Source organism: Streptomyces sp. CA-243310, assembly GCF_050936775.1.
Classification (GTDB): Bacteria; Actinomycetota; Actinomycetes; order Streptomycetales; family Streptomycetaceae; genus Streptomyces.
The window spans coordinates 1,310,383-1,333,638 of record NZ_JBNJMF010000001.1 but is presented as its reverse complement, the minus strand read 5'-3'; the positions used below and the strand labels follow the sequence as shown (position 1 = coordinate 1,333,638).

Below are 23,256 nucleotides of genomic sequence, written 5' to 3'. Positions count from 1 at the left end.
AGAGCGCACTGTGTTCTTAGAGAAAGTGGGAGGCGGCGTGACAGCCATCGAGCAGACGGAGGCAGCGCGTCCCCGGGGCACGCGACTGCCGCGCCGAGCCCGGCGCAACCAGCTCCTGGGCGCGGCCCAGGAGGTCTTCGTCGCGCAGGGTTACCACGCCGCGGCGATGGACGACATCGCGGAGCGCGCCGGGGTCAGCAAGCCGGTGCTCTACCAGCACTTCCCCGGGAAGCTCGACCTCTACCTGGCGCTGCTGGACCAGCACTGCGAGTCGCTGTTGTCGGCGGTCCGCACGGCGCTGGCCTCGACCACGGACAACAAGCTGCGCGTGGCCGCGACGATGGACGCGTACTTCGCGTACGTCCAGGACGAGGGCGGCGCCTTCCGCCTGGTCTTCGAGTCGGACCTGACGAACGAGCCCGCCGTGCGCGAGCGCGTCGACCGCGTGTCGCTCCAGTGCGCGGAGGCCATCTCGGAGGTCATCGCGGAGGACACCGGCCTGTCCAAGGACGAGTCGATGCTGCTGGCCGTGGGCCTGGGCGGCGTCTCGCAGGTCGTGGCCCGGTACTGGCTGTCGAGCGAGAGCCCGGTCGCCCGGGACACCGCGGTCGACCTGCTGACCTCGCTCGCCTGGCGTGGCATCGCGGGCTTCCCGCTGCACGGCACGGAGGGCTGACCCGCACCGTCGCGACGGTGCTCCACTGTTCGCTGCGAGCGTGTCCGCCACGGGCCGATCGCGTCCCCTCTCCGGGCTAATGTGGACCGGGTACGGCGCGGCTGATCGCGCGAACCGGATCGTCGGAGGGACAAAGCCGTGGAGGTCAAGATCGGCGTGCAGCACGCACCCCGGGAGATCGTGCTGGAGAGCGACCTGAGCGCGGAGGAGCTGGAGGGCGTCGTGGCCGCCGCCCTGTCCGGCACTGCGCCGCTGCTGAGCCTCACCGACATCAAGGGCCGCAAGGTCCTGGTGCCGTCCGACCGCCTGGCGTACGTGGACCTGGGTGAGCCGAGTGCGCGCAAGGTGGGCTTCGGAGCGCTCTGAGGCACGGAGAACTGAACCTCCCTCAAAGGAGGAAAACGACCCGGCGGTTGATTTCGCCGGGTCGTTTCTCTTTGTTCCGCTTCGGGTAGGAGCGCTGTACTGCAACCCGAATACGCCCCGACGTACGGAAAGGGACCTCATGCTGCTGATGGAAGCGCTCGGCTCCGCTCTGTTGGGCCTCGCCTTGTCCGGGGCCGCCGTGCGCAGATTCGCGAAGCGGCTGCCGTCACCGAGGGTGGTCCTGGTCAGCGGGGTCGTGGGGGCGCTGTTCGGCGCCTACCTCACGCACATGTCGCTCGGACCGGGTCACAACACCCTGGTGGCGACCCTGATCGGCGGGACCCTGGTGTCGGCGGTCGTGCTCTCGCTTCTGCTCCGCCCCGGCTCGGGCTCCGGGCGGACGCACCGACGCCCTCCCTTTTCGCTCCCCTCGCGGGGCTGAACGGGACGACGGCCGTCCGCCCCCGCCCGTCCCCTGACATGCGTCGGCCCCGGCACGGAGTGCTTCCGTGCCGGGGCCGACGCGTGTCCGCGTGGGCTCGATGCCCGCGTGGGGCTCAGGCCGCGAGGCCGAGGGCCGCCATCCGCTTGGTGTGCGCCTTGGTGATCCGGGTGAACATCTCGCCCACGGCCGCGAGGTCGAATCCGGCCGCCATCCCGTCGACGCCGCCGACGAGCATCGTGGAGAGCGCGTCGCGTTCCGCGACCACGCGCTGGGCCTGCGAGAGCGCCTCGCCCATCAGCCGGCGGGCCCACAGGGCGAGCCGGCCTCCGCAGCGGGGGTCGGCCTCGATCGCCGCGCGCACCTTCTCGACGGCGAAGCCTCCGTGGCCCGTGTCGTCGAGCACGCCGACGACGAGGGCGCGGGTGTCGGTGTCGAGGTGGGTGGCGACCTCGCGGTAGAAGTCGCTGGCGATGGAGTCGCCGACGTACGCCTTGACCAGGCCTTCCAGCCAGTCGGAGGGGGCGGTCTGGCGGTGGAAGTCGTCGACGCCCTTCGCGAAGGGCTCCATCGCCGCGGTGGGGTCGACGTCGATCGCCGCGAGCCGGTCGCGCAGCCGCTCGAAGTGGTGGAACTCGGCGGAGGCCATCTTCGCGAGCTCGGCCTTGTCGCCGAGGGTGGGCGCGAGCTTCGCGTCCTCGGCGAGGCGCTCGAACGCGGCGAGCTCTCCGTACGCCAGTGCGCCGAGGAGATCCTCGACGGCGGCCCGGTACTGCGGCGAGACGGAGGCCGTCGCCCAGTCCTGGGCGGCGATTCCGAGCGCCTCGACGGGCGCGCTGTCGTCGGCGGGAGATGCGTTTTCTACGGTCGACATGCTCCGCACAATAGCCCGCCCAATGCCCGGTCAAGGCACGACCTAGGGCCATCGACACTCCGCTTAAACGCGACTACCAGGTGAATTCACCCAACACACCTGCGCGAATCCGAGGTACAGTGGTAATGCGCCTGCCGAATCTCGGCGGGCCGTCCGAATGAGGATGCCCGGTCGGTGGCCCGATCGGCTCCAACCCGACCGCCCTCGATGTGGTGTGTGCGCTCATGCGTACCGCCCTGCACGAGGGGCCCCCTCAGCGGCAGAAGCGCTTGAGCGAAGGCTAGTGGTCCCGCGCAGCTTTGTACGGCTCGCCCGAACATGGGTGGGCGACTGCAAGCCCGGCACGGTACGACCCCCATCGCCGCCTCGCGCCGCGTCTCACAGAAGAGGCAGCACCCTGACTACGTTCCGAGACCTCGGGATCTTTCCCGAGACGGCCGAGGCCCTTGAGGCCGTCGGCATCGTGTCCCCCTTCCCGATCCAGGAGATGACCCTTCCCGTCGCCCTTTCCGGCACGGACGTCATCGGCCAGGCGAAGACCGGTACCGGCAAGACGCTCGGTTTCGGCCTGCCGCTGCTGGAGCGGGTCGTCGTCCCCGCGGACGTCGAGGCCGGCCGGGCGACGCCCGCGCAGCTCACCGACGCCCCCCAGGCCCTCGTGGTGGTTCCGACCCGCGAGCTGTGCACCCAGGTCACCAACGACCTGCTGACCGCGGGCAAGGTCCGCAACGTGCGCGTCCTCGCCATATACGGCGGGCGCGCGTACGAGCCCCAGGTCGAGGCGCTCAAGAAGGGCGTCGACGTGATCGTCGGCACCCCGGGCCGCCTGCTGGACCTGGCCGGGCAGAAGAAGCTCGACCTCTCCCACGTCAAGGCCCTCGTCCTCGACGAGGCCGACGAGATGCTCGACCTGGGCTTCCTGCCCGACGTCGAGAAGATCATCAACTACCTGCCGCCGAAGCGTCAGACCATGCTGTTCTCGGCGACCATGCCGGGCGCGGTCATCGGACTGGCCCGCCGGTACATGACGCAGCCGACGCACATCCGCGCCACCTCCCCCGAGGGCGAGGGCGTGACCGTCGCCAACATCAAGCAGCACGTCTTCCGTGCGCACAACATGGACAAGCCGGAGCTCGTCTCCCGCATCCTGCAGGCCGAGGGCCGTGGCCTGGCCATGATCTTCTGCCGGACGAAGCGCACGGCGGCCGACATCGCCGAGCAGCTGGAGAAGCGCGGATTCGCCTCCGGCGCCGTCCACGGCGACCTGGGCCAGGGCGCGCGCGAGCAGGCGCTGCGCGCGTTCCGCAACGGCAAGGTCGACGTGCTCGTGTGCACCGACGTCGCCGCGCGCGGCATCGACGTCGAGGGTGTGACGCACGTCATCAACTACCAGGCGCCGGAGGACGAGAAGACCTTCCTGCACCGCGTGGGCCGCACCGGCCGCGCGGGCAACAAGGGCATCGCCGTCACGCTGGTCGACTGGGACGACATCCCGCGCTGGCAGCTGATCAACAAGGCGCTGGAGCTGGACTTCCACGACCCGGTCGAGACGTACTCCACGTCTCCGCACCTGTTCGAGGAGATGAACATCCCGGCCGGGACCAAGGGCATCCTGCCGCGCGCCGAGCGCGTGCGGGCCGGCCTGAAGGCCGAGAACCTCGAAGACCTGGGCGAGACCGGCGGGCGCGGTGGCCGTGGCGGTCGCGGCGCTGCCGCCGCCGCCCCGGTGGCCGAGGAGCGTCCGGCCCGGACCCGTACCCCGCGTCAGCGTCGTCGGACCCGCGGCGGCAGCGAGCAGGCCGCCGAGGCCGTGGCCGTGGCCACCGCGGTGACCGCCGTGACCCCGGTCGCCGTGGCGCCCGAGGCCCCGGCCGTCGACGAGCCGCGCAGGCCGCGTCGTCGCCGGACCCGCGCGGCGGCCCCGGCCGCCCTGGTCGAGTCCGCCGTGGTGGCCGCCCCGGTCGAGGCGCCGGCCCCGGAGCCCGACTTCCAGATGGCTCCGCTCGTGGAGCCCCCGGTCAAGGCGCGCCGCACCCGGCAGCCGCGCAAGGTCGCGGCGGCCCCGGTCGTCGCCGAGGCCGTGGCCATCGCCGCCCAGGCCGCCGCCGTCGAGGCTCCGGTGGTCGTGGCCACCGCGGTCGAGGAGGCCCCGGTCAAGGTGCGTCGGACCCGCACGCGCAAGGTGGCGGAGCCCGCTCCGGTCGCCGAGGTCGCCGTCGAGGCCGAAGAGGCCCCGGTGAAGCCGAAGCGCACCCGTGCCCGCAAGGCCGTGGCGGTCGCCCCGGACGCCCCGGCGGCCGTGGTCGACGCCGAGGAGGCGCCGGTCAAGCCGAAGCGCACGCGTACCCGCAAGGCCGTGGCGCAGACCCCCGAGGCCTGAGCCACCCGCCGTACGAGGACGGCCCCGACCCCCTTCGAGGGGGTCGGGGCCGTCCTCGTGTCCGGGCGTACGGGCCGGTAGCCTCGGGCCCATGAGCAAGCCACCGCGCCTCACCCTGCCGCCTGCGGCCCGTGCGTACCGCCTGACGACCGCGCGCGGCGCGTTCGCCGTGCACGAGGCGGGCGAGCCGCTGCGCGGCACCGCCCTGCTGGTTCCCGGGTACACGGGCAGCAAGGAGGACTTCATCGGGCTGCTGGAGCCGCTGGCCGGCGCCGGCTTCCGGGTGGTGGCGGTCGACGGGCGCGGTCAGCACGAGAGCCCCGGCCCGGGCGAGGGGTCCGCGTACGCGCTGGAGGAGCTGGCCGGGGACGTGCTGGCCCAGGCGGCGGCCGTGTCCGGCGTCGGCGGGGGCCCGGTCCACCTGGTGGGTCACTCGCTGGGCGGTCTGATCGCCCGCGCCGCCGTACTGCGCGACCACGCCCCCTTCGCCTCCCTGACCCTGATGAGCAGCGGTCCGGCGGCGATCTCGGAGGCGCAGCAGGCGCGTACGAAGCTGCTGGTGGCGGCGCTGGAGTCGCTGCGGGGGGTCCCGCCCGCGGAATGCATGTCGGTGGTGTGGGCGGCGATGCGGGCCCAGGAGCCGGTGGACGCGCCGGTCGATGGCCCCGAGCTGACGGAGTTCCTGCGCGGGCGGTGGCTGGCGACCGAGCCGGAGCAGTTGATCGCCACCGGCCGGGTGCTGATGTCGGAGCCGGACCGGGTGGCCGAGTTGGCGGTGGTGCCGCTGCGCATGCTGGTGCTGTCGGGAGTGGTGGACGACGCGTGGCCGGTGCCGCTGCTGGACTCCATGGCGAAACGCCTTGGGGCGTCGCGGGTGATCGTGAAGGGCGCGGAGCACTCCCCCAACGCCGAGAACCCGCAGGTCACGGCCGATGCGCTGGCGGACTTCTGGAGCGCGGCGGCGGCCGGATAGTTAGCCAGTGAAAAAATTTCCTTAGCGTAGGGAATGTTTGCCGCTTACACCTCGTTGAACCCTGTGCAAGGAGAACACCGACGAAGGGAGAAGCCCGTGCGCTTCGAGATTCTGCGCCTGGACGATGTCGACGGATCCGCCGTGGACAGCACCGTCGTGGACGCGGCCTCCGTCAACCGGATCGTGCAGCAGGCCGCGTCTGTCGGCCAGCGCATTCTGATTCGACCGGCCGAGACGGCGTCCTCCTGACCCACCTGACGCGAGCCGCCTGACAGCCGCCGCGTGCATGGACACCGATGCCCCGCACCGATCCGGTGCGGGGCATTCGCATGTGTGCCGTCGGGACCGGCCCCCGTGGCGTCGGGGGCCGGTCCGCGATCAGGAGGTGTGCACGACCTGGAGGACGCCGTTGATGATCTGCTGGACCGCGATGGCGGAGAGCATCATGCCGGCGAGCCGCGTCACCAGGACGACGCCGCCGTCCTTGATGACCCGGATGATCACCAGCGAGTAGCGCATGGTGATCCACAGGACGACGTGCATGGCGACGATCGCCGCCCAGACGGAGACCTGACCGCTGAAACCGTCCGCCTTCTGCACGGCGAGGATGACCGACACGATCGCGCCCGGCCCGGCCAGCAGGGGCATGCCGAGCGGGACGAGGGCGACGTTCACGTCCTTGGTCTGCTTGGGCTCGTCGGTCTTGCCGGTGAGCAGGTCGAGGGCGATGAGCAGGAGCAGCAGACCGCCGGCGATCATCAGCGCCGGAACGGACACGTGCAGGTAGTCCAGGATCTGCTGGCCGCAGAGACCGAAGACGGCGATGACGCCGAAAGCCACGCAGACGGCCTGCCAGGCCATGCGGCGCTGCACCTTCGCGGGCCGCCCGGAGGTCAGGGCGAGGAAGATCGGCGTGATCCCGGGGGGATCCATAATGACAAAAAGGGTGAGAAAAAGGGATCCGAAGACGGCGAAATCAAACACAGTGATGCCTTGCAGGAGAGAGGGTTGAAGCAAGAGGAGAAAGCGGGGCGGGCGAGGAGCCGGTCCTCGTTACGCGAGCGGTCCGCCGGCGCCGGGCACGGGGAACGCCCCGGTGGAACGGCGCGTGATCTCGCCGTAGACCTCGGGGTCGGTGGTGTACTCGCCGAGGCGACAGGACTTGCGGGTGCCGTGGTAGTCGCTGGACCCCGTGGTCAGCAGGCCCAGGTCCGCGGCCAGGGCGCGCAGTCGGGCCCGGGTGTCCGCGTCGTGGTCCATGTGGTCCACCTCGATGCCGTCCAGCCCGGCGGTCGCCAGGGCCGCGAGGGCGGCCTCGGGGACGACCTGCCCGCGCTTGACCGCGGCGGGGTGCGCGAAGACGGTGACCCCGCCGGCCGCCTTGACGAGGCGGACGGCGTCGAAGGGGTCGAGTTCGTGCTTGTCGGCGTAGGCGCGGCCGCCGTCGGCGAGCCAGTCCGCGGTGAACGCGTCGGACACGGTCGGCACGACGCCCAGGTCCACCATGGCGGTGGCGATGTGCGGACGGCCCACGGAACCGTCGCCGGCGATACGGGCGACCCGCTCCCAGGTGATGTCCACGCCGAGGTCCCGCAGCTTGCCGATCATGGCCTGCGCTCGGGGGGTGCGGTCGTCGCGGACCAGCTCCCGCTCGCGGGCGAACTCGGGCTCCTCGGGATCGAAGAGGTACGCGAGCATGTGCATGCCGACGCCGTCGAGGCGGCAGCTGAGTTCGGCCCCGGTGACGAGGGTGAGGCCGGCCGGCACGTGGGCGACGGCTTCGGCGTATCCCCCGACGGTGTCGTGATCGGTCAGCGCGACCACGTCGAGCCCGGCGGCGGCCGCGTTGCGGACCAGCTCGGCGGGGGTGTCCGTGCCGTCGGATGCCGTGGAGTGGGCGTGCAGGTCGATGCGCACAGCCGTGCTCCATGGTTCTCGTACGGACGGGGGGACACTCCAGAATACCCAGCCCCGCGAGCCCCACGGCCCCACCGCACGGCGGGGACGGTCAGGACGGGCCGAGGATCCTGGGGCTCAGGGCGCCACAGGGAAGGAGTTCGACCTCGGCGCCCGCGTCGCGCAGATCCGTCAGGACCAGCTCGTCGTACATCAGCAGCCCCGACTGTTCGGGCCAGACGATCGCCCACAGCCACAGGCCGCGCGCCTCGCCCGCGAAGACGGCCCGGTCGTCCGGGGTGCCGGTGACGTGCCACAGCGGTGTCGGCCTGCCGGCGGCGACGACCTTGGCGTGCGGCGCACCCGAGACGTCCATGTGCGGGCCCGGGTCGGGCGCGTCGATCCCCGCGTACCGCGCGCCGAGCCCGACGCCCAGCTCCTCGGCGATCAGCAGCAGCTCTCCGATGCCGCCCAGGGGCCCGGGTCCCGAGCAGGCCACGGCCGTGGCACGGCCCCCGCTGCGGTCGTCACCGGCGGCCGCGACCCCGGTGAACAGCCACCCGACCGGCAACGGCCACGGCATCCAGACCGGAACCTGCGCCCGGTGGACGACCACGCCCAGGCCCTCGACGCTCGGCGGGATCACGGGCTGCAGGGGATGGACGGCGCCGTGCACCGCGCACTGCCAGGAGTCGGCGAAAAGACCGGGTGCGCGGACCCGGCCACCGCACTTCGGGCAACTCGGTTCGCCCCTCATAGGAAGCACGCTCCTCCCCGCCCGGCGCCCCGTCAAGACGCGATCACCCGTCCGGATCCCATCCGTACCCGCAACCGGCGGCGCTCAGTCCAGTACGACGGCGCTACGCAGAGGGTCCCGCAGATCCGTGCCGCGCGCGAGCCAGCGCTCCTGGAGCGCGGCGGCGCCGTGCACCCGCTTCCAGGCGGCCTCGTTCGCCGTCATCGGGAGCAGGGGCAGGAAGTGCACGGGGTCCATGGGCTCGTCCAGTTCCAGGTCGGGCACCAGCCCGCCCGGTTCCGCGACCAGCACCGAGGTGAACGGCGCCCCCTCCCAGAGCGGTTCGCCCACGTCCAGCGAGGCCCCGGGGGCGACGATCAGGCCCTCGACGACGGGGGACGCACCGAGTACGGCGAGCGGTCGCAACACCCGGTCGGTGGGGGCGAGGCCGCCGCGGACGGTCAGCACCAGCTCGGCGCGCGGACCGCGCACCGGGTCGGCGACCACGGCGGTGGGGTCGGTCATCGGGTGGGCGGACATCCCGAGGGTCGCGTACCGCAGGAGGTCGCCCTCCACGAAGCGGAGGACCTCGATGCGATCGGTGCCCAGGAAGGTGACGGCGGCGCGGGCGTCGGGTTCACCGAACGCGGTCCGCAGCCGGGCCTCCACAAGAGCCAGAATTTCTGCCATGGAGCGAGCATAGAACTCGTATCCCCCGGGTAAAGAGCGGGGCTTGACCATCCGTCGACTGCTAGTGTTGACAGCTGGTTCGGCCCGCATGCAGAAGCATCGTTTCAAGGGCCGGACGACAGGACGTCCCCCACGGGGGACCGGCCGGAGGAGGTGGGGCTGCAATGGATCGAAGTCGATCGTGCAGTACCAATCGCTCTTCCACTTTCAGGCCGGGCGTGTCCCGCCCCCTGTGATCTCGCGATCAGTAGAAGAGCGACGGCAGAAATTTGTCCTCTCCGTCCTTCTCCTTCCGCCTGCCGGGGCCTGCCCGCCCGCTCGCAGCCGCGGAGGGTCTCCCACCCGTACGGTCCGCAGCCGTGCGCGCGAAGGAGCCTGCCATGTCGATGCTGCCCTACCTCCGTGCCGCCGTCCGTCCGGCCCTGCGCCGGTCCGCCTCCGCGCAACCCGGCTACGACACCACCCGTGACCCGTCCGCGAGCAGCGCGGTGGTCGACTGCGCCGTGTACCGCGACGGCCGGCGCGCACCCGGACCGGGTTGCCTGACGCCCCGTGAGGCGATCCGTCGGGTCCGCGAGGACGGCGGGTTCGCCTGGATCGGGCTGCACGAGCCGACCGAGTCCGAGTTCGCGGGGATCGCCGCCACCTTCGGACTGCACCCGCTCGCCGTGGAGGACGCGGTGCACGCGCACCAGCGACCGAAGCTGGAGCGCTACGACGACACCCTCTTCACCGTCTTCAAGACGATCCACTACGTCGAGCACGCCCAACTCACCTCCACGAGCGAGGTGGTGGAGACGGGCGAGGTGATGTGCTTCACCGGCCCCGACTTCGTCATCACCGTCCGGCACGGCGGCCAGGGCTCCCTCAAGGGCCTGCGGCACCGCCTCCAGGACGACCCCGAACTGTTGGCCCGGGGACCCTCGGCCGTACTTCACTCCCTCGCCGACCACGTCGTCGACGGGTACATCGCGGTCGCGGCGGCCGTCCAGGACGACATCGACGAGGTGGAGAGCGAGGTCTTCGCCGCGCCCGCCAAGGGCGTCACGCGCGGCGGCGACGCGGGCCGCATCTACCAGCTCAAGCGCGAGGTGCTGGAGTTCAAGCGGGCGGTCGCCCCGTTGCTGCGCCCCATGGAGCTGTTGAGCGAGCGCCCGATGCGGCTGGTGGACCCGGACATCCAGAAGTACTTCCGCGACGTCGCGGACCACCTGGCGCGGGTGCACGAGCAGGTCGTCGGCTTCGACGAGCTGCTGAACTCGATCCTCCAGGCCAACCTCGCGCAGGCGACCGTCGCCCAGAACGAGGACATGCGCAAGATCACCTCCTGGGCGGCGATCATCGCCGTGCCCACGATGATCTGCGGGGTGTACGGGATGAACTTCGCGCACATGCCGGAACTCCAGTGGAAGTACGGCTACCCGATGGTGATGGTCACCATCGTGGGGACCTGCTTCACCATCCACCGGGCCCTCAGACGCCACGGTTGGCTGTAGGGGATGTCCTGTCGATCGGGCCCGGACACGACGAGCCCGGCCCGACCGACAGGACACCGCCCTGCGAACCGACCGCGGCCGGCTACGCTGTCCCCATGACTCTCAGCACGTTCGATCTGGCCCTCGTCGAGGAGGCCGGCAAGAAGTCCGGACTGATCTGGGTCCGCGGCTCCGGGGCGGATCGGGCCCTGTGGCACGCCTGGGTGGACGGCGCCGCGCACGTGCTCGGCGACGGGCCGGGGGAGCAGCCGTTCCCGGGGCTCGCGGACGGCTCCACGGCCGAGGTCACCGTGCGCAGCAAGGACAAGGGCGGCCGGCTCGTCGCGTGGACGGCGACCGTGCGGGAGCTCCCGCCGCGCGGCGAGGAGTGGCAGGCCGCGGTGGCCGAGCTGAAGGGCAAGCGGTTGAACGCCCCCGACTCCGAGCTGATGACGGAGCGGTGGGCGCGGGAGTGCCGGCTGCTGCGCCTGGAGCCCGAGGCCGTACGGGACGCGCTGCCGGGCGGGTCGCTGGCCGCGGCCCCGCTGCCCTCCCCCGCGACGACCCGCCGGGCCATCCCCGCGGGGCTGCCGAAGCTGCTGCTGAAGCGGCGCAGGGCCGCGCGCTGAACCCCGGGCCGTGACGGGACCGGCCCGCCGGGGGTGTGAGCCCCTGGTCCGCCGGTCAGCCGCCGGGGTTGGAACCCTGGCCCGAGCTGCCGCTCGGGCTCGGCTTGACGCCGCCCTGGTTCCTGGTCGTGGGCAACTGGGACCCGTAGTCGACCGTCTGGTCCTTCGCGGGGGGATCCAGCGGGAAGGTCTGGCCCCAGTCGGTGAGTTCCACCCGGCCGGCGCCGCCCGCGCGTTCCATGAGCAGCGGGTAGGGGGTGCCGTCGAGGGACACCGAGAGCCGGCCGCCCTTGCCCCCGTCGGCCAGGACCGGGACCACGCGGGCCTGCCCGACCTTGCCGTACGGGCTCTTGGTGAGCTTGCCGTCGAGGCCGAGCAGCCCGTCGAGCAGGACGCCCATGTCGGTGAAGCCGCGGAACTGCTTGTAGGTGGGGTCGCTCTCGGGCACCTTCACGAACTTGTCGCCGAGCTTGCCGGCCGAGTCGGACTCGCCCCAGAAGGCGGCGCTGGCCTTCAGGTAGAGCTGCTCCCCGACGCGCAGCACCTGGAAGGTGTCCTCCTGGGACTTCACCTCGCCGGTGCCGCCGTCGGACTTCAGGCGCATGTCGAGGGTGAAGGACTTGCCGCCGCTGACCAGGGTGCCGGACAGGTGCACCGAGGAGGCGGCGGTGGCCGCCGTCCGCGCCTGCGCCTCGATCTTGTCGGCGGAGAGCTTGCCGACCCCGTTGGTCCCCTTGTCGGGATCCTCGCCACTGCCGCCGCCGCAGCCCGTGACGGAGACGGCGAGGCCCGCGCACAGGACGCCGGCGACGGCGGCCCGGCGCAGCCGTGCGACAGGGAGGTTGGCGGTCACGGGCGGGTGCCTCTCGGTGGTTCCTCTGGGGGCGACAGGCAGCGTACCCGCCCGGGCCTCGCGGCCCTCGCCCGCGTCCGGAGAGCCGGGCGGGGGCTCCGTACGGCGGCCCCCGCACGGCTCGGACGGCCGCGCCGCCCCCGGCCGGACGGCCCCACCAGGACGCTGACCGGCGGCACGGGCTAGCCTGAGGCTCGGCACGACTCTTGATCGACGGTTGGTTCACGCTCTAGGAGGCGCTCGGATGGCTGCAGGCGCCCCGCGGATCTTCGTCTCGCATCTGTCGGGTGTGCCCGTCTTCGATCCCAACGGCGATCAGGTCGGCCGCGTCCGCGACATCGTCGCCATGCTGCGCGTCGGCGGTCGCCCACCGCGACTGCTGGGCCTGGTCGTCGAGGTGGTCAGCCGGCGCCGGATCTTCCTGCCGATGACCCGGGTGACGGGCGTGGAGTCCGGACAGGTCATCACCACCGGTGTCGTCAACATGCGGCGCTTCGAGCAGCGCCCCACCGAGCGGCTGGTCCTCGGCGAGCTCCTCGACCGGCGCGTGCGGCTGACCGCGACCGGCGAGGAGGTCACCGTCCTGGACGTGGCCATCCAGCAGTTGCCCGCCCGCCGGGACTGGGAGATCGACCGGATCTTCGTGCGCAAGGGCAAGGCGGGCGCGCTGCGCCGGCGCGGCGAGACCCTCACGGTGGAGTGGTCCGCGGTGAGCGGGTTCTCGCTGGAGGAGCACGGGCAGGGCGCCGAGAGCCTGGTGGCGACCTTCGAGCAGATGCGGCCGGCCGACCTGGCGAACGTACTGCACCACCTGACGCCGAAGCGTCGCGCCGAGGTCGCCAGCGCCCTCGACGACGACCGGCTCGCGGACGTCATGGAGGAGCTGCCCGAGGACGACCAGGTGGAGATCCTCGGCAAGCTGAAGGAGGAGCGCGCGGCCGACGTCCTGGAGGCGATGGACCCCGACGACGCGGCCGACCTGCTGTCCGAGCTGCCCGAGGACGACAAGGAGCGGCTGCTGACGCTGATGCAGCCGGACGACGCCGCGGACGTGCGCCGTCTGATGTCGTACGAGGAACGCACGGCGGGCGGTCTGATGACCACGGAGCCGATCGTGCTGCGCCCGGACGCCACGGTCGCCGACGCGCTGGCCCGTGTACGGCAGTCGGACCTGTCGCCGGCGCTGGCGGCGCAGGTGTACGTGTGCCGGCCGCCGGACGAGACGCCGACGGGCAAGTACCTGGGGACGGTGCACTTCCAGCGGCTGCTGCGGGATCCGCCGTTCACCCTGGTCAGCTCGATCGTGGACACCGACCTGCCGCCGCTGCGGCCGGAGGCCTCGCTGCCGGTGGTGACCAGCTACCTGGCCGCCTACAACATGGTCGCGGTGCCGGTGGTCGACGAGAGCGGCTCGCTGCTGGGCGCGGTGACCGTCGACGACGTGCTCGACCACCTGCTGCCGGACGACTGGCGGGAGACGGACTTCCATTCCGAGGAGGCCGTGAGTGGCCACTGAGCGGGGGCGTGGCGATCGGGGCCGGAGTTCGGGCACCCCGCGCGGCGACGCCGCGCGCAAGCAGCGGCGGGAGCGGCGCGACCATGCCCGCGAGGGGCTGTCGGACCGGCTGGAGGAGGCCGCGGAGCGGCTGCGGGCGGACCGCCCTGAACGCTCCTCGGAGCGTTCCAAGGGGAGCGGCCCGTCCGGGTCGAGCGCGCTGACGCGTTCGCGCGTCCGGCGGCTGGACCAGCCGCGGGCGGCGCGCCGCCGGCTGTTGCCCGAGTACGACCCGGAGGCCTTCGGGCGGCTCTCGGAGCGGGTCGCGCGGTTCCTGGGCACGGGCCGGTTCATCGTCTGGATGACGATCGTCGTCGTCGCCTGGGTGCTGTGGAACGTCTTCGCGCCCGAGCACCTGCGCTTCGATCAGTACCCGTTCATCTTCCTGACGCTGATGCTGTCGCTCCAGGCCTCCTACGCGGCCCCGTTGATCCTGCTCGCCCAGAACCGGCAGGACGACCGGGACCGGGTCAACCTGGAACAGGACCGCAAGCAGAACGAGCGGTCCATCGCCGACACCGAGTACCTGACGCGGGAGATCGCCTCACTGCGCATGGGCATGGGCGAGGTCGCGACGCGCGACTGGATCAGGTCGGAGTTCCAGGACCTGATCAAGGAGATGGACGAGCGGCGGCTGCTGGCCCCCGAACGTGACGAAGGCGACCGCTGACGGGCTTACCGACGGCGTGCCGGCGAGCCGTACCATCGGGTACATGGCTACCGACACAAGCTCCGCCGACGCCGCCGTGCCCGAGCAGGACGCGATCCTGGACGCGCTGGCGACGGTGAACGACCCCGAGATCCACCGGCCGATCACCGAACTCGGCATGGTGAAATCGGTGGAGATCGGCGACGGCGGCGCGGTCGCCGTCACCGTCTACCTGACGGTGTCGGGCTGCCCCATGCGCGAGACCATCACCAAGAACGTCACCGAGGCCGTCGAGCGCGTCGCCGGCGTCACCTCCGTCGCCGTCACCCTCGACGTGATGAGCGACGAGCAGCGCAAGGACCTGGCGAACACGCTGCGCGGCGGCACCGCCGAGCGCGAGGTGCCCTTCGCCAAGCCGGGCTCGCTGACCCGTGTGTACGCGGTCGCGTCCGGCAAGGGCGGCGTCGGCAAGTCCTCGGTGACGGTGAACCTCGCCGCCGCGATGGCCGCGGACGGTCTGAAGGTCGGCGTGGTCGACGCGGACATCTACGGCCACAGCGTGCCGCGCATGCTCGGCGTGGACGGGCGCCCCACCCAGGTCGAGAACATGATCATGCCGCCCTCCGCGCACGGCGTGAAGGTGATCTCCATCGGCATGTTCACCCCGGGCAACGCGCCGGTGGTCTGGCGCGGTCCGATGCTGCACCGCGCGCTCCAGCAGTTCCTGGCGGACGTGTTCTGGGGTGACCTGGACGTCCTGCTGCTCGACCTGCCGCCGGGCACCGGCGACATCGCGATCTCGGTGGCCCAGTTGGTGCCGAACGCCGAGATCCTCGTGGTGACCACCCCGCAGCAGGCCGCCGCCGAGGTGGCCGAGCGGGCCGGTTCGATCGCCGTGCAGACCCACCAGAAGATCGTCGGCGTCGTCGAGAACATGTCGGGCCTGCCGTGCCCGCACTGCGACGAGATGGTGGACGTCTTCGGCTCGGGCGGTGGGCAGAGGGTCGCCGACGGGCTGACGAAGACGGTCGGCGCCTCGGTGCCGGTGCTGGGCTCGATCCCGATCGACGTCCGTCTGCGCGAGGGCGGCGACGAGGGCAGGCCGGTCGTCCTGTCCGACCCCGACTCCCCCGCCGGCGCGGCCCTGCGCGCCATCGCCGGCAAGCTCGGCGGCCGGGCCCGCGGTCTCTCGGGCATGTCGCTGGGGATCACCCCGCGCAACAAGTTCTAGGAGCCCGAACGGGGGAGGGCACCGCCGATCGGCGGTGCCCTCCCCCGTTTCCGTGGCCCGCCCCGCCCCGCGTCTGCGTCGTGGGGGCGCGGGAGTACGGCGGCTACCGGTACGCGTCCAGGTCCCCGATCACCGAGAAGCCGAGCCCGTACGCGCTCATGCCGCGCCCGTACGCGCCCAGGTGCACCCCGCCCCGGGAGCCGGCGAGCACCCAGCCGAACTCCGACTCGCGGTAGTGGAACGGTGTCGGCTCCCCGTCCACCGGCAGGGACAGCGTCGACCAGTCCTCGCCGTCGAGGTCGTCGGCGAGTTCCCAGGCCGCCTCGGTCTGCTGGTCGAGCCAGTCGTCGCGGAGGCTGTGGTCCATCTGGCCGGGCCAGCTGTAGGCCAGCAGGCCCGAACCGGCCAGCCAGGCGGCCGAGGAGACCGAGGTGGCCTCCAGGACGCCGGTTCCGTCGGCGCTGCGGCGGAGCGGGTTGCTGGCGACGGTGATGACCACCGCGAAGCGTTCCTTCTCGCCGGTGGCGATCTCCCCGCGCACGGACGGCTCGTCCCCGTGGCCCGTGGAACCGTGCTCCACGCTCCCGTCCGCGGCGGTGCCCACCTGCATCAGCCGGCGGGGGCCGGTGAAGGCCCCGTCCAGGCCGTACCAGGGGAACTCCGCCCGCAGGTACTCCTGCGCCGCCCGACGGGCCGCAGGGGTGGGGCCGGGGCCCTCCTGGGCCCCCGCGGGGTTCTGTTGCGGGTCCTGCTGTGCCTGCGGGTCGTCCGCGGGCAGCTCTGCGGGGATTTCGGCAGGCTGCGCGCCCACCCGACTACTGCTCGTCGTCTCCATCTGGGCGGCCTCTCGTTCCCTGGGGTCCGGAACGGCCCTCCCCCTCGACTCGCTGGGGGGACCCCCTCCCTCGGGCGTCCTGCGTCCGGACGGACAGATGGAGGATAGCCATCCGACTCCGGATCACAGGGCAGGCGACGGCTCAGGTGGCGTCGGCGTCGAAGGGAGTGCGCTGCTCGGGGGACGGGGCGGCGGGCTTCTTCAGCAGGTCGGGGCCGGTGCTCGCGGCGGGCGCGGACGGGGTCGCGGGCGCCTCGGGCTCCTTGCCGTTCACGGCGTCGGTGACGTCGTTGAGCTCCTTGCGGAGGTCGAAGCTGCTGCGGATGTCCTTGAGGTCCTCGTTCTCCGTCAGCTGCTTGCGGATGAACGTCTTGGGATTGAGGTCCTCGAACTCGAAGTCTTTGAACTCCGGGCCCAGTTCGGAGCGGATGTCCTGTTTGGCACTGTCGGAGAACGACCGGATCTTGCGGATCACCCCGGTGACGTCCTGGATCATCTTCGGCAGTTTGTCCGGACCGAACACGAGAATGGCCAGCACGACGATCGTGACCAGCTCGAGTGCGCCTATGTCGTTGAACACCTTGCCGCTCCTCGGCTCTTTTCACGTCCGGCCGGCACAACGGTACCCGTCGATGCCTCGGGACCCATACGCCCGTACCGCACGGGCACCACTTTCGCCGCCGTCCGGCGCCCGGGGCGCGTCGGGCGCGCTCCTCGTGTCACGAGCCGTCGGCCGAACCCAGTGCCACGTCCAGCATGCGCTCCCTGCCCTCGCGCAGAACGGTCAGGTTGAGGGAATCGCCCGGTCGGTGGGCCCGGATCTTGATGATCAGCTCGTCCCCGCCGTGCACCCGCTGCCCGTCCACCTTGGTGATCACATCGCCCGCCTTGATCCCGGCGCGGGCTCCCGGCCCGTCGGCGACCACCGGGGGCTTGCCGTCCGCGGCCTTGGTCCCGACACGGGCTCCGTCGCCCTTGTACTGCATGTCGAGGGTGACTCCGATGACCGGATGGGTGGCGTGCCCGGTGCTGATGAGTTCCTCCGCGACCCGCTTGCCCTGGTTCACGGGGATGGCGAAGCCGAGGCCGATGCTGCCGCTCTGGCGGCCCTCCTCGTCTCCGTCGCCGCTCTTGTCGGCGCCCCGGATGGCGCTGTTGATGCCGATGACGTGGGCGCGGGCGTCGAGGAGCGGACCGCCGGAGTTGCCGGGGTTGATCGGCGCGTCGGTCTGGAGGGCGTCGACGTAGCTGATGTCACTGCCGTTGCCCTTGTCGCCGCCCGCGGTGATGGGGCGCCCGGTGGCACTGATGATGCCCGCGGTGACGGTGTTGGAGAGGTCGAAGGGGGCTCCGATGGCCACCACCGGGTCGCCGACCTTGACGTTCTCGGAGTTCCCGAGGGTCAGGGGCCGCAGTCCGCGCACCCCGTCGACCTTGACCACGGCCAGGTCGTATCCGCCGTCCCGGCCGACGAGTGTGGCGGGGACGCTCTCCCCCGTACTGAAGGTGACCGTTATGTCCTTGGCGTCGGCGACGACGTGGTTGTTGGTGAGGATGTGTCCCTGCGGGTCGAGCACGAAGCCCGTACCCGTGCCGCTGCCCCCGCCGCCGCTGACGTGGAGGGTGACCACACCGGGCAGCGCCGAGGCGGCGATCCCGGCGACGCTGTCGGGGGCCCGCCCCTTGGAGTCGACGGCGGCCTGCGGGAGTTCGAGGCGGGTGCTGCTGCGGCGCTCCGCGAGGACGCCCAGGAAGCCGCCGACGCCGCCGGCGAGGAGGGCGACGCCGACCGCCAGGGCCACCACCCGCCACATGCGGAACCCGCGCGGCTCCCGCCCCCGGTCCACCACGTGCAGCGGCCGGGCCGCCCAGGGGTCGTACCGCGGCGCGGCCTCGGGCCCCGCCTCGGGATCGACCCCCGCACCCACGCCGGCCTCGGCAGCGACCGCGGTCGCGGCGTCCGGGTCGGAAGCGTCGTCCGGGTCGGCCAGGAGCCCGTGCTCCGGGTCCGGGCCCTGCGGGTCGACGCGCTGCGAGGGCACCTCCGCCGGTCGCGCCTTCGCAGGGCCGTCGGGCCGGCTCCACCACTGTGGCGCCCGCGACGCGTCGGTCTGCTGGCTGTCGGACATGCGCGCTCCCCGCGTACCTGTCGCACCGCCGGGCGGCGCATCTGCCGCCGATTCAACCAGGTCCGGCCATCAGGGGGAGCCCCGCCCCCGAACCCGCGACGCGAACGACGGGGCACGGGGCGGCGGTCACCGGGACAGGGAGACCGCCGGGCGGGCCGACACGGTGGGGCCGGGCGGGGCGAGCGTGGGCAGGCCACCGGGGCTGGGCAACCGGTCACGGACCACGGCGTCGGTCAACGGCGCGTACGGCCCGGGCCTGGTCGCGGGCGCGTCTCCCCGGGCGTTGGGCTCGACGGCGTCCAGCGGCAGCGACCCGCCGAGCGCGATGGCGGCCAACGACACGGCTCCCGCGGCGACGAAAGCGAAGCGACGTCTGGGTCGCCCCATCTCATGGATCCTGAAACCCTCGCGCGAGGGAGCCGGGGCGGCGTACCCGAAGGGGGACAACGGATCGGCGCCCGGCGGGCCGGAGGGCGGCGGCGGACCGTCGGGATTGCCTGCGGGGAGACCTTGGAGGCGGGCCAGCAGTCCGGCGGACAGCGGCGGGGGCGCGCTCTCCACGAACATGCTCTTCACCCGACGCTGCGCGTCGGCTTCGGCCTTGCACTTGGGGCAGGTGGCCAGGTGGGCGAGCACCCGCTCGCGCACGTCATGGCTCAACTCGCCGTCCACGAGGGCGGCGAGACGGTCGCCCAGGTGCTGTTCGGCGGGGGACGGACGGGCTCCGCTCACTCGGCTCCGCCCTCTCCCCCGGCACCCGGCGCGCCCACCGCCACCCCGGCCAGCGCGCGCTGCTCCGCACGGGCCTCGGGAGACCGGTGCTTGAGCGCCTTGCGCAGGTGGGAGCGGCCGCGGTGGATGCGGCTGCGCACGGTGCCGAGCTTCACGCCGAGCGTGGCGGCGATCTCCTCGTACGACAGGCCCTCGATGTCACACAGCACCACGGCCGCGCGGAACTCGGGGGCGAGGGTGTCCAGCGCCTGCTGCACGTCCGCGTCGAAGTGCGTGTCGTGCAGGACCTGCTGGGGGGACGGCTCGCGACTGGGCAGCCGTTCGGCGGCGTCGTCGCCGAGCGCGTCGAAGCGGATCCGCTGCTTGCGGCGGACCATGTCCAGGAAGAGATTCGTCGTGATGCGGTGCAGCCAGCCCTCGAACGTGCCGGGCGTGTACGTGGACAGCGAGCGGAAGACGCGGACGAAGACTTCCTGCGTCAGGTCCTCGGCGTCGTGCTGGTTGCCCGTCAGGCGGTAGGCGAGACGGTAGACCCGCGCACTGTGCGTGCTGACGATCTCCTCCCACGAGGGAGGGGTCCACGCCTGCGAGCCCGCATCGGCGGCAAAGGTCGCGGTGGTAGCGGATGCGGCGGTGTGGAAGCGGTCAGCAATGTCGGTCACGGATTTCGGCTCGCCGGCCGACCAGAAGAGGCGCCTGAGCACGCCTCCACGATCCACAGGCGCAGCCGCACCTCCCCTGTCGGCTCTGGTGGTGTCCAGTGGAGTCCCTACCATAGCCACCCCTCCCGTCAGCTCCGGATAAAGATTTTTGCACTAACTTTGCACGGGTCGCGGGTCTTCCGACGCCCCCGCTCGCCCTCTCGTCCACGGGTGTTCGCCGACCTCCGGCGTCCGTCCCGCACACACCTCTTTCAACGCCCGGTCCCATCTGCGGGTTCCCGACGTCAACGGATACAGTCACCGTTGCGCCAACTATGGGGACAGGAGAGGGTCATTAGCGGCAACCGGCAGACGAGCTGGGCGTTCGCCGACGCGTTTGTCGCCGAGGACGACGCTCTGCGATGGGCCCGCGACCGGTCCAGGGAGGCGGGACTGCGTTCGGTCTCCCCCGGAACCGGGGCCGCACTGCGCCTGCTGGCCGCCACCGCGGACGCCAAGGCGGTCGCCGAGATCGGCACCGGCACCGGGGTCTCCGGCATCCACCTCCTCCACGGCATGCGCCCCGACGGGGTGCTGACCACGGTGGATCCCGAGGCCGACCGGCAGGCCTTCGCCCGCCAGGCGTTCCGCGCCGCCGGTTTCGCGGTCAATCGGGCCCGCTTCATCCCCGGCCGCGCGCTGGACGTACTGCCGCGGCTCGCCGACGGCGGGTACGACCTGGTCTTCTGCGACGGGGACCCCTCCGAGTCCCTCGACTACCTCGCGGAATCGTTGCGGCTGCTGCGGCCCGGCGGGCTGGTGTGCTTCGAGGGGGTCTTCTCGGACGGCCGCACGGTCGACTCCGCGGCCCAGCCGGTGGAGGTGCTCCGGGTCCGCGAACTGCTGCGCACCGTCCGCGAGACCCCCGCCCTGGAGGCCGCGCTGCTCCCCGTGGGCGACGGCCTGCTGTGCGCGGTCCGGCGCTGATCGCCCGCGCCCGTTCGCCCCGCGCGGCCCGGTGGCGACGTCGCGCACCCCGGGAACCGCGCGCCGGGCGACCCCACCCCGGGAACAACACTGCCCCGGCCGCGTGACGCGACCGGGGCAGTGCAGAGAATGCATGGTGAAAGTACTGCCGACCGCTTAGCCGACGACCTTCTTCAGGGCGTCACCCAGGGCGTCCGCTTCGTCCGGAGTCAGCTCGACGACGAGCCGACCGCCGCCCTCGAGCGGTACGCGCATGACGATGCCCCGCCCCTCCTTGGTGACCTCGAGCGGGCCGTCGCCCGTCCGCGGCTTCATGGCCGCCATGCTCGTTCCCCTTCCTGAAACCAGCTCATCGTCAGCCGACGGCCCCACATAGGCGCCTAGTACCCGGCATCGAACACATTGCTTCCCGGCCATTATCCCGCATGTCAGGACCCGATGACCAACATCGGTCGGGAACGCTTCTGCAACGCGCTTGACCAAAACCACTCATTTCGGGGACCCGCCTGCGATACTTCGCCGCTGCCTTGGCGCCTGCCCTCGGCTTTATTGACGCACATCACATGTCCGGCCGGGTCCGGGTCCGCCATGCTGGCCCTTGCACCGCCCGATACCGGCCGGTAGCCAAGCCCGCGACGAAGGGGGACCCCCGCCATGGCCGACAGCGTGCTCTACGAAGTGACCGACGGACTCGCGACCATCACGATCAACCGGCCCGACGCGATGAACGCCATGAACACCGAGACCAAGGTCGCCCTGCGCGACGCGGTCGAGGAGGCCGGCTCGGACACGGCGGTACGGGCGGTCCTGCTGACCGCGGCCGGCGACCGGGCCTTCTGCGTCGGTCAGGACCTCAAGGAGCACATCGGGAACCTGGCCGCCGACCGCGAGACCGGCTCGTCGCTGACGATGAGCACGGTCGCGGAGCACTACAACCCCATCGTGCGGGCGCTCACGCAGATGCCGAAGCCGGTGGTCGCGGGCGTCAACGGGGTCGCGGCCGGGGCCGGCTTCGGGTTCGCGCTGGCGGCCGACTTCCGGGTGGTGGCCGACACGGCGTCGTTCAACACCTCGTTCGCGGGGGTCGCGCTGACCGCCGACTCGGGGGTGTCCTGGACCCTGCCGCGTCTGATCGGTGCCTCGCGCGCCGCCGACCTGCTGTTCTTCCCGCGGTCCGTGAAGGCGAAGGAGGCGTTCGAGCTGGGCATCGCCAACCGTCTGGTGCCGTCCGAGTCGCTGGCCGCCGAGGCCGAGTCCGTGGCCCGCGCCCTCGCGGCGGGCCCCACGGTGGCCTACGCGGCCCTCAAGGAGTCCCTGGCGTACGGCGCCTCCCACGGCCTCCCGGAGGCGCTCACCCGCGAGGACGAGCTCCAGACGCGTGCCGGGGCGTCCGAGGACCACGGGATCGCGGTGCGGGCGTTCCTGGCGAAGGAGACCCCGAAGTACCTGGGTCGCTGATCGGCCGACCGGCGGTCGGCCGATCAGGCGCGCTCCGCGCCCCGGCCGCCGGCGCGTCGGCGGCCGGGGGCGGTCAGGATCCGTCGCGGGAGACGCAGGCGGCAAGGTGGTCGTTGACCAGACCGCAGGCCTGCATCAGGGCGTAGGCGGTGGTCGGGCCGACGAAGCGGATGCCGGCCTTCTTGAGGTCCTTGGCGAGGGCCGTGGACGCGTCGGTGGTCGCCGGGACGTCGGCGACGGTCCTCGGCGCCCGGCCCGGCCGCTTCGGGGCGTGGGACCAGATCAGCTCGTCCAGCCGCCCTTCCCTCCAGCCCGCCAGGACCCGCGCGTTCGCCAGCGTGGCCTCGATCTTCATCCGGTTGCGGATGATGCCCTCGTCCAGCAGCAGCCGTGCCGCGTCGCTCTCGTCGAACCGCGCCACCGCCGCGATCTCGAAGTCCGCGAACGCCTTCCGGAATCCCTCGCGGCGTCGCAGGATCGTGATCCAGGACAGGCCCGACTGGAACGCCTCCAGACAGAGCCGCTCGTAGAGCGCGTCGTCCCCGTGGACCGGGCGGCCCCATTCCGTGTCGTGGTAGGCGAGGTAGTCCTCGGTGGACACGGCCCACGGGCAGCGCGGGCCGCCGTCGGGGCCGGTGACCGCGGAGCCGGTCACCGGCCGTCCTTGCCGAGGTCCACCCGGCCCGCCGCGGCGGGGGGCGCGTCGTCCTCGGGCGCCGCCGCGAGCCGCGCCGTGAGTTCCGCGATCCGCGCGTCGCGCTCCGCCAGTTCGGCTCCCAGCCGGTCGAGTACGTCGTCGACCTCGGCCATCCGGTAGCCGCGCGCGGCGACGGGCAGGCGGAGCGCGTCGATGTCCGTCCGGGCGACCGGTCGGGCCCCGGGCAGCCCGTCGGCCACCCGGTCCGGCTCGGCCTCGGGCAGGACGGCCTCGGCACCTCCACCGACGACCGCGAGGGTGACCGCGGCGACGACCACGACCAGCGCGATCAGCAAGAACCAGAACACGATCATCTCCCTGAGAGGCTTCCGGGCACCAGGTTAAGGTCACA

The 23,256-nt window shown here is 72.2% G+C and carries 26 protein-coding genes and 1 pseudogene; 13 read left to right on the top strand and 14 right to left on the bottom strand.

From position 1 onward, the window contains the following. The first annotated feature begins 37 nt into the window (after positions 1-37). The 3 genes from ACQEVM_RS06385 to ACQEVM_RS06375 all read left to right on the top strand — a co-directional run bounded on the left by ACQEVM_RS06385 (position 38) and on the right by ACQEVM_RS06375 (position 1,484). Positions 38-676 carry a TetR/AcrR family transcriptional regulator gene (locus ACQEVM_RS06385; protein WP_433075928.1) on the top strand — a complete coding sequence of 213 codons (639 nt, stop codon included), beginning with the start codon at positions 38-40 and terminating at the stop codon, positions 674-676. Positions 677-814: 138 nt separating this feature from the next. Beyond that, the gene (locus ACQEVM_RS06380; RefSeq protein ID WP_053680445.1) at positions 815-1,042 is read left to right on the top strand and encodes a DUF3107 domain-containing protein; all 228 of its coding nucleotides are present in this window, start codon (positions 815-817) and stop codon (positions 1,040-1,042) included. A gap of 139 nt (positions 1,043-1,181) precedes the next feature. Further along, positions 1,182-1,484, top strand: a complete 303-nt coding sequence (locus tag ACQEVM_RS06375; protein WP_199826568.1) for a hypothetical protein — start codon at positions 1,182-1,184, stop codon at positions 1,482-1,484. 115 nt (positions 1,485-1,599) lie between these two features. On the opposite strand, the gene ACQEVM_RS06370 is transcribed toward ACQEVM_RS06375, so the two are convergent. Continuing rightward, positions 1,600-2,358, bottom strand: a complete 759-nt coding sequence (locus ACQEVM_RS06370; protein WP_433075926.1) for a ferritin-like fold-containing protein — start codon at positions 2,356-2,358, stop codon at positions 1,600-1,602. A gap of 463 nt (positions 2,359-2,821) precedes the next feature. Between ACQEVM_RS06370 and ACQEVM_RS06365 the strand changes: the two genes are divergently transcribed. The 3 genes from ACQEVM_RS06365 (at position 2,822) to ACQEVM_RS06355 (ending at position 5,960) form a co-directional block, all read left to right on the top strand. Then, on the top strand, positions 2,822-4,738 hold the full coding sequence (locus ACQEVM_RS06365) for a DEAD/DEAH box helicase (protein ID WP_433075924.1): 1,917 nt from the start codon (positions 2,822-2,824) through the stop codon (positions 4,736-4,738). Between the two features lie 91 nt (positions 4,739-4,829). Next, positions 4,830-5,711: an alpha/beta fold hydrolase gene (locus tag ACQEVM_RS06360; RefSeq protein WP_433075922.1), complete on the top strand. Its 882-nt coding sequence runs from the start codon at positions 4,830-4,832 to the stop codon at positions 5,709-5,711. A 96-nt stretch (positions 5,712-5,807) separates the two neighbouring features. Then, positions 5,808-5,960, top strand: coding sequence for a hypothetical protein (locus tag ACQEVM_RS06355; RefSeq protein ID WP_199826569.1), 153 nt, complete (start codon positions 5,808-5,810; stop codon positions 5,958-5,960). Positions 5,961-6,089: 129 nt separating this feature from the next. On the opposite strand, the gene ACQEVM_RS06350 is transcribed toward ACQEVM_RS06355, so the two are convergent. The 4 genes from ACQEVM_RS06350 to ACQEVM_RS06335 form a co-directional block, all read right to left on the bottom strand. Then, a complete protein-coding gene (locus ACQEVM_RS06350; protein WP_053680451.1) occupies positions 6,090-6,695 on the bottom strand; it encodes a MarC family protein in 606 nt (201 codons plus the stop codon). Positions 6,696-6,764: 69 nt separating this feature from the next. Continuing rightward, positions 6,765-7,628: a PHP domain-containing protein gene (locus ACQEVM_RS06345; protein WP_433075919.1), complete on the bottom strand. Its 864-nt coding sequence runs from the start codon at positions 7,626-7,628 to the stop codon at positions 6,765-6,767. A gap of 91 nt (positions 7,629-7,719) precedes the next feature. Then, positions 7,720-8,364, bottom strand: coding sequence for a DUF6758 family protein (locus tag ACQEVM_RS06340; RefSeq protein WP_053680454.1), 645 nt, complete (start codon positions 8,362-8,364; stop codon positions 7,720-7,722). An 84-nt stretch (positions 8,365-8,448) separates the two neighbouring features. Further along, on the bottom strand, positions 8,449-9,033 hold the full coding sequence (locus tag ACQEVM_RS06335; protein ID WP_433075917.1) for a suppressor of fused domain protein: 585 nt from the start codon (positions 9,031-9,033) through the stop codon (positions 8,449-8,451). A gap of 380 nt (positions 9,034-9,413) precedes the next feature. On the opposite strand from ACQEVM_RS06335, the gene ACQEVM_RS06330 reads away from it, so the two are divergent. Then, entirely contained in the window at positions 9,414-10,529 is a 1,116-nt protein-coding gene (locus ACQEVM_RS06330) for a magnesium and cobalt transport protein CorA (RefSeq protein WP_433075915.1), read from the top strand. Between the two features lie 95 nt (positions 10,530-10,624). Then, the gene (locus ACQEVM_RS06325; RefSeq protein WP_433075913.1) at positions 10,625-11,137 is read left to right on the top strand and encodes a hypothetical protein; all 513 of its coding nucleotides are present in this window, start codon (positions 10,625-10,627) and stop codon (positions 11,135-11,137) included. Between the two features lie 55 nt (positions 11,138-11,192). On the opposite strand, the gene ACQEVM_RS06320 is transcribed toward ACQEVM_RS06325, so the two are convergent. Further along, the gene (locus ACQEVM_RS06320; protein ID WP_433075911.1) at positions 11,193-11,990 is read right to left on the bottom strand and encodes a hypothetical protein; all 798 of its coding nucleotides are present in this window, start codon (positions 11,988-11,990) and stop codon (positions 11,193-11,195) included. 244 nt (positions 11,991-12,234) lie between these two features. Between ACQEVM_RS06320 and ACQEVM_RS06315 the strand changes: the two genes are divergently transcribed. From ACQEVM_RS06315 to ACQEVM_RS06305, 3 genes are all read left to right on the top strand, one after another. Next, positions 12,235-13,506 carry a magnesium transporter MgtE N-terminal domain-containing protein gene (locus ACQEVM_RS06315; RefSeq protein WP_433075909.1) on the top strand — a complete coding sequence of 424 codons (1,272 nt, stop codon included), beginning with the start codon at positions 12,235-12,237 and terminating at the stop codon, positions 13,504-13,506. Positions 13,507-13,636: 130 nt separating this feature from the next. Beyond that, positions 13,637-14,215, top strand: a complete 579-nt coding sequence (locus ACQEVM_RS06310) for a DUF1003 domain-containing protein (RefSeq protein WP_433079837.1) — start codon at positions 13,637-13,639, stop codon at positions 14,213-14,215. Between the two features lie 43 nt (positions 14,216-14,258). Next, entirely contained in the window at positions 14,259-15,425 is a 1,167-nt protein-coding gene (locus tag ACQEVM_RS06305; protein ID WP_433075907.1) for an Mrp/NBP35 family ATP-binding protein, read from the top strand. 103 nt (positions 15,426-15,528) lie between these two features. On the opposite strand, the gene ACQEVM_RS06300 is transcribed toward ACQEVM_RS06305, so the two are convergent. The 5 genes and pseudogenes from ACQEVM_RS06300 to sigE all read right to left on the bottom strand — a co-directional run bounded on the left by ACQEVM_RS06300 (position 15,529) and on the right by sigE (position 19,897). Then, on the bottom strand, positions 15,529-16,260 hold the full coding sequence (locus ACQEVM_RS06300) for a hypothetical protein (protein WP_433075905.1): 732 nt from the start codon (positions 16,258-16,260) through the stop codon (positions 15,529-15,531). Positions 16,261-16,402: 142 nt separating this feature from the next. Further along, positions 16,403-16,840, bottom strand: a complete 438-nt coding sequence (locus ACQEVM_RS06295) for a sec-independent translocase (protein WP_433075903.1) — start codon at positions 16,838-16,840, stop codon at positions 16,403-16,405. Positions 16,841-16,979: 139 nt separating this feature from the next. Beyond that, positions 16,980-18,389: a S1C family serine protease gene (locus ACQEVM_RS06290; RefSeq protein WP_433075901.1), complete on the bottom strand. Its 1,410-nt coding sequence runs from the start codon at positions 18,387-18,389 to the stop codon at positions 16,980-16,982. 258 nt (positions 18,390-18,647) lie between these two features. After that, a pseudogene (locus ACQEVM_RS06285) lies at positions 18,648-19,121 on the bottom strand (zf-HC2 domain-containing protein); the annotation flags it as partial. After that, entirely contained in the window at positions 19,118-19,897 is a 780-nt protein-coding gene (gene sigE / locus ACQEVM_RS06280) for an RNA polymerase sigma factor SigE (RefSeq protein ID WP_267800677.1), read from the bottom strand. The gene sigE and the pseudogene ACQEVM_RS06285, both read right to left, overlap by 4 nt. 189 nt (positions 19,898-20,086) lie before the next feature. Here sigE and ACQEVM_RS06275 point away from each other — a divergent pair, with 189 nt between their 5' ends. Next, positions 20,087-20,749, top strand: a complete 663-nt coding sequence (locus ACQEVM_RS06275; RefSeq protein ID WP_433075899.1) for an O-methyltransferase — start codon at positions 20,087-20,089, stop codon at positions 20,747-20,749. A 156-nt stretch (positions 20,750-20,905) separates the two neighbouring features. Here the strand turns inward: ACQEVM_RS06275 and ACQEVM_RS06270 are convergent, their stop codons facing one another. Beyond that, on the bottom strand, positions 20,906-21,073 hold the full coding sequence (locus ACQEVM_RS06270; RefSeq protein WP_003966491.1) for a DUF3117 domain-containing protein: 168 nt from the start codon (positions 21,071-21,073) through the stop codon (positions 20,906-20,908). Positions 21,074-21,403: 330 nt separating this feature from the next. Between ACQEVM_RS06270 and ACQEVM_RS06265 the strand changes: the two genes are divergently transcribed. Further along, positions 21,404-22,207 (top strand): enoyl-CoA hydratase/isomerase family protein, encoded by an 804-nt coding sequence (locus ACQEVM_RS06265; RefSeq protein WP_433075897.1) that lies wholly within the window; start codon positions 21,404-21,406, stop codon positions 22,205-22,207. Positions 22,208-22,280: 73 nt separating this feature from the next. On the opposite strand, the gene ACQEVM_RS06260 is transcribed toward ACQEVM_RS06265, so the two are convergent. Then, positions 22,281-22,862, bottom strand: a complete 582-nt coding sequence (locus ACQEVM_RS06260; RefSeq protein ID WP_433075895.1) for a DNA-3-methyladenine glycosylase I — start codon at positions 22,860-22,862, stop codon at positions 22,281-22,283. Continuing rightward, a complete protein-coding gene (locus ACQEVM_RS06255) occupies positions 22,859-23,218 on the bottom strand; it encodes a DivIVA domain-containing protein (protein WP_433075893.1) in 360 nt (119 codons plus the stop codon). The genes ACQEVM_RS06260 and ACQEVM_RS06255 overlap by 4 nt, the downstream gene beginning before the upstream one ends. Positions 23,219-23,256 lie beyond the last annotated feature (38 nt).

Coding starts and splice junctions, on each gene's coding strand:
- ACQEVM_RS06315 (WP_433075909.1), top strand. CDS start 12,235: ATGGCTGCAGGCGCCCCGCGGATCTTCGTCTCGCATCTGTCGGGTGTG.
- ACQEVM_RS06360 (WP_433075922.1), top strand. CDS start 4,830: ATGAGCAAGCCACCGCGCCTCACCCTGCCGCCTGCGGCCCGTGCGTAC.
- ACQEVM_RS06265 (WP_433075897.1), top strand. CDS start 21,404: ATGGCCGACAGCGTGCTCTACGAAGTGACCGACGGACTCGCGACCATC.
- ACQEVM_RS06305 (WP_433075907.1), top strand. CDS start 14,259: ATGGCTACCGACACAAGCTCCGCCGACGCCGCCGTGCCCGAGCAGGAC.
- ACQEVM_RS06270 (WP_003966491.1), bottom strand. CDS start 21,073: ATGGCGGCCATGAAGCCGCGGACGGGCGACGGCCCGCTCGAGGTCACC.
- ACQEVM_RS06330 (WP_433075915.1), top strand. CDS start 9,414: ATGTCGATGCTGCCCTACCTCCGTGCCGCCGTCCGTCCGGCCCTGCGC.
- ACQEVM_RS06255 (WP_433075893.1), bottom strand. CDS start 23,218: ATGATCGTGTTCTGGTTCTTGCTGATCGCGCTGGTCGTGGTCGTCGCC.
- ACQEVM_RS06340 (WP_053680454.1), bottom strand. CDS start 8,364: ATGAGGGGCGAACCGAGTTGCCCGAAGTGCGGTGGCCGGGTCCGCGCA.
- sigE (WP_267800677.1), bottom strand. CDS start 19,897: ATGGTAGGGACTCCACTGGACACCACCAGAGCCGACAGGGGAGGTGCG.
- ACQEVM_RS06375 (WP_199826568.1), top strand. CDS start 1,182: ATGCTGCTGATGGAAGCGCTCGGCTCCGCTCTGTTGGGCCTCGCCTTG.
- ACQEVM_RS06325 (WP_433075913.1), top strand. CDS start 10,625: ATGACTCTCAGCACGTTCGATCTGGCCCTCGTCGAGGAGGCCGGCAAG.
- ACQEVM_RS06335 (WP_433075917.1), bottom strand. CDS start 9,033: ATGGCAGAAATTCTGGCTCTTGTGGAGGCCCGGCTGCGGACCGCGTTC.
- ACQEVM_RS06300 (WP_433075905.1), bottom strand. CDS start 16,260: ATGGAGACGACGAGCAGTAGTCGGGTGGGCGCGCAGCCTGCCGAAATC.
- ACQEVM_RS06290 (WP_433075901.1), bottom strand. CDS start 18,389: ATGTCCGACAGCCAGCAGACCGACGCGTCGCGGGCGCCACAGTGGTGG.
- ACQEVM_RS06370 (WP_433075926.1), bottom strand. CDS start 2,358: ATGTCGACCGTAGAAAACGCATCTCCCGCCGACGACAGCGCGCCCGTC.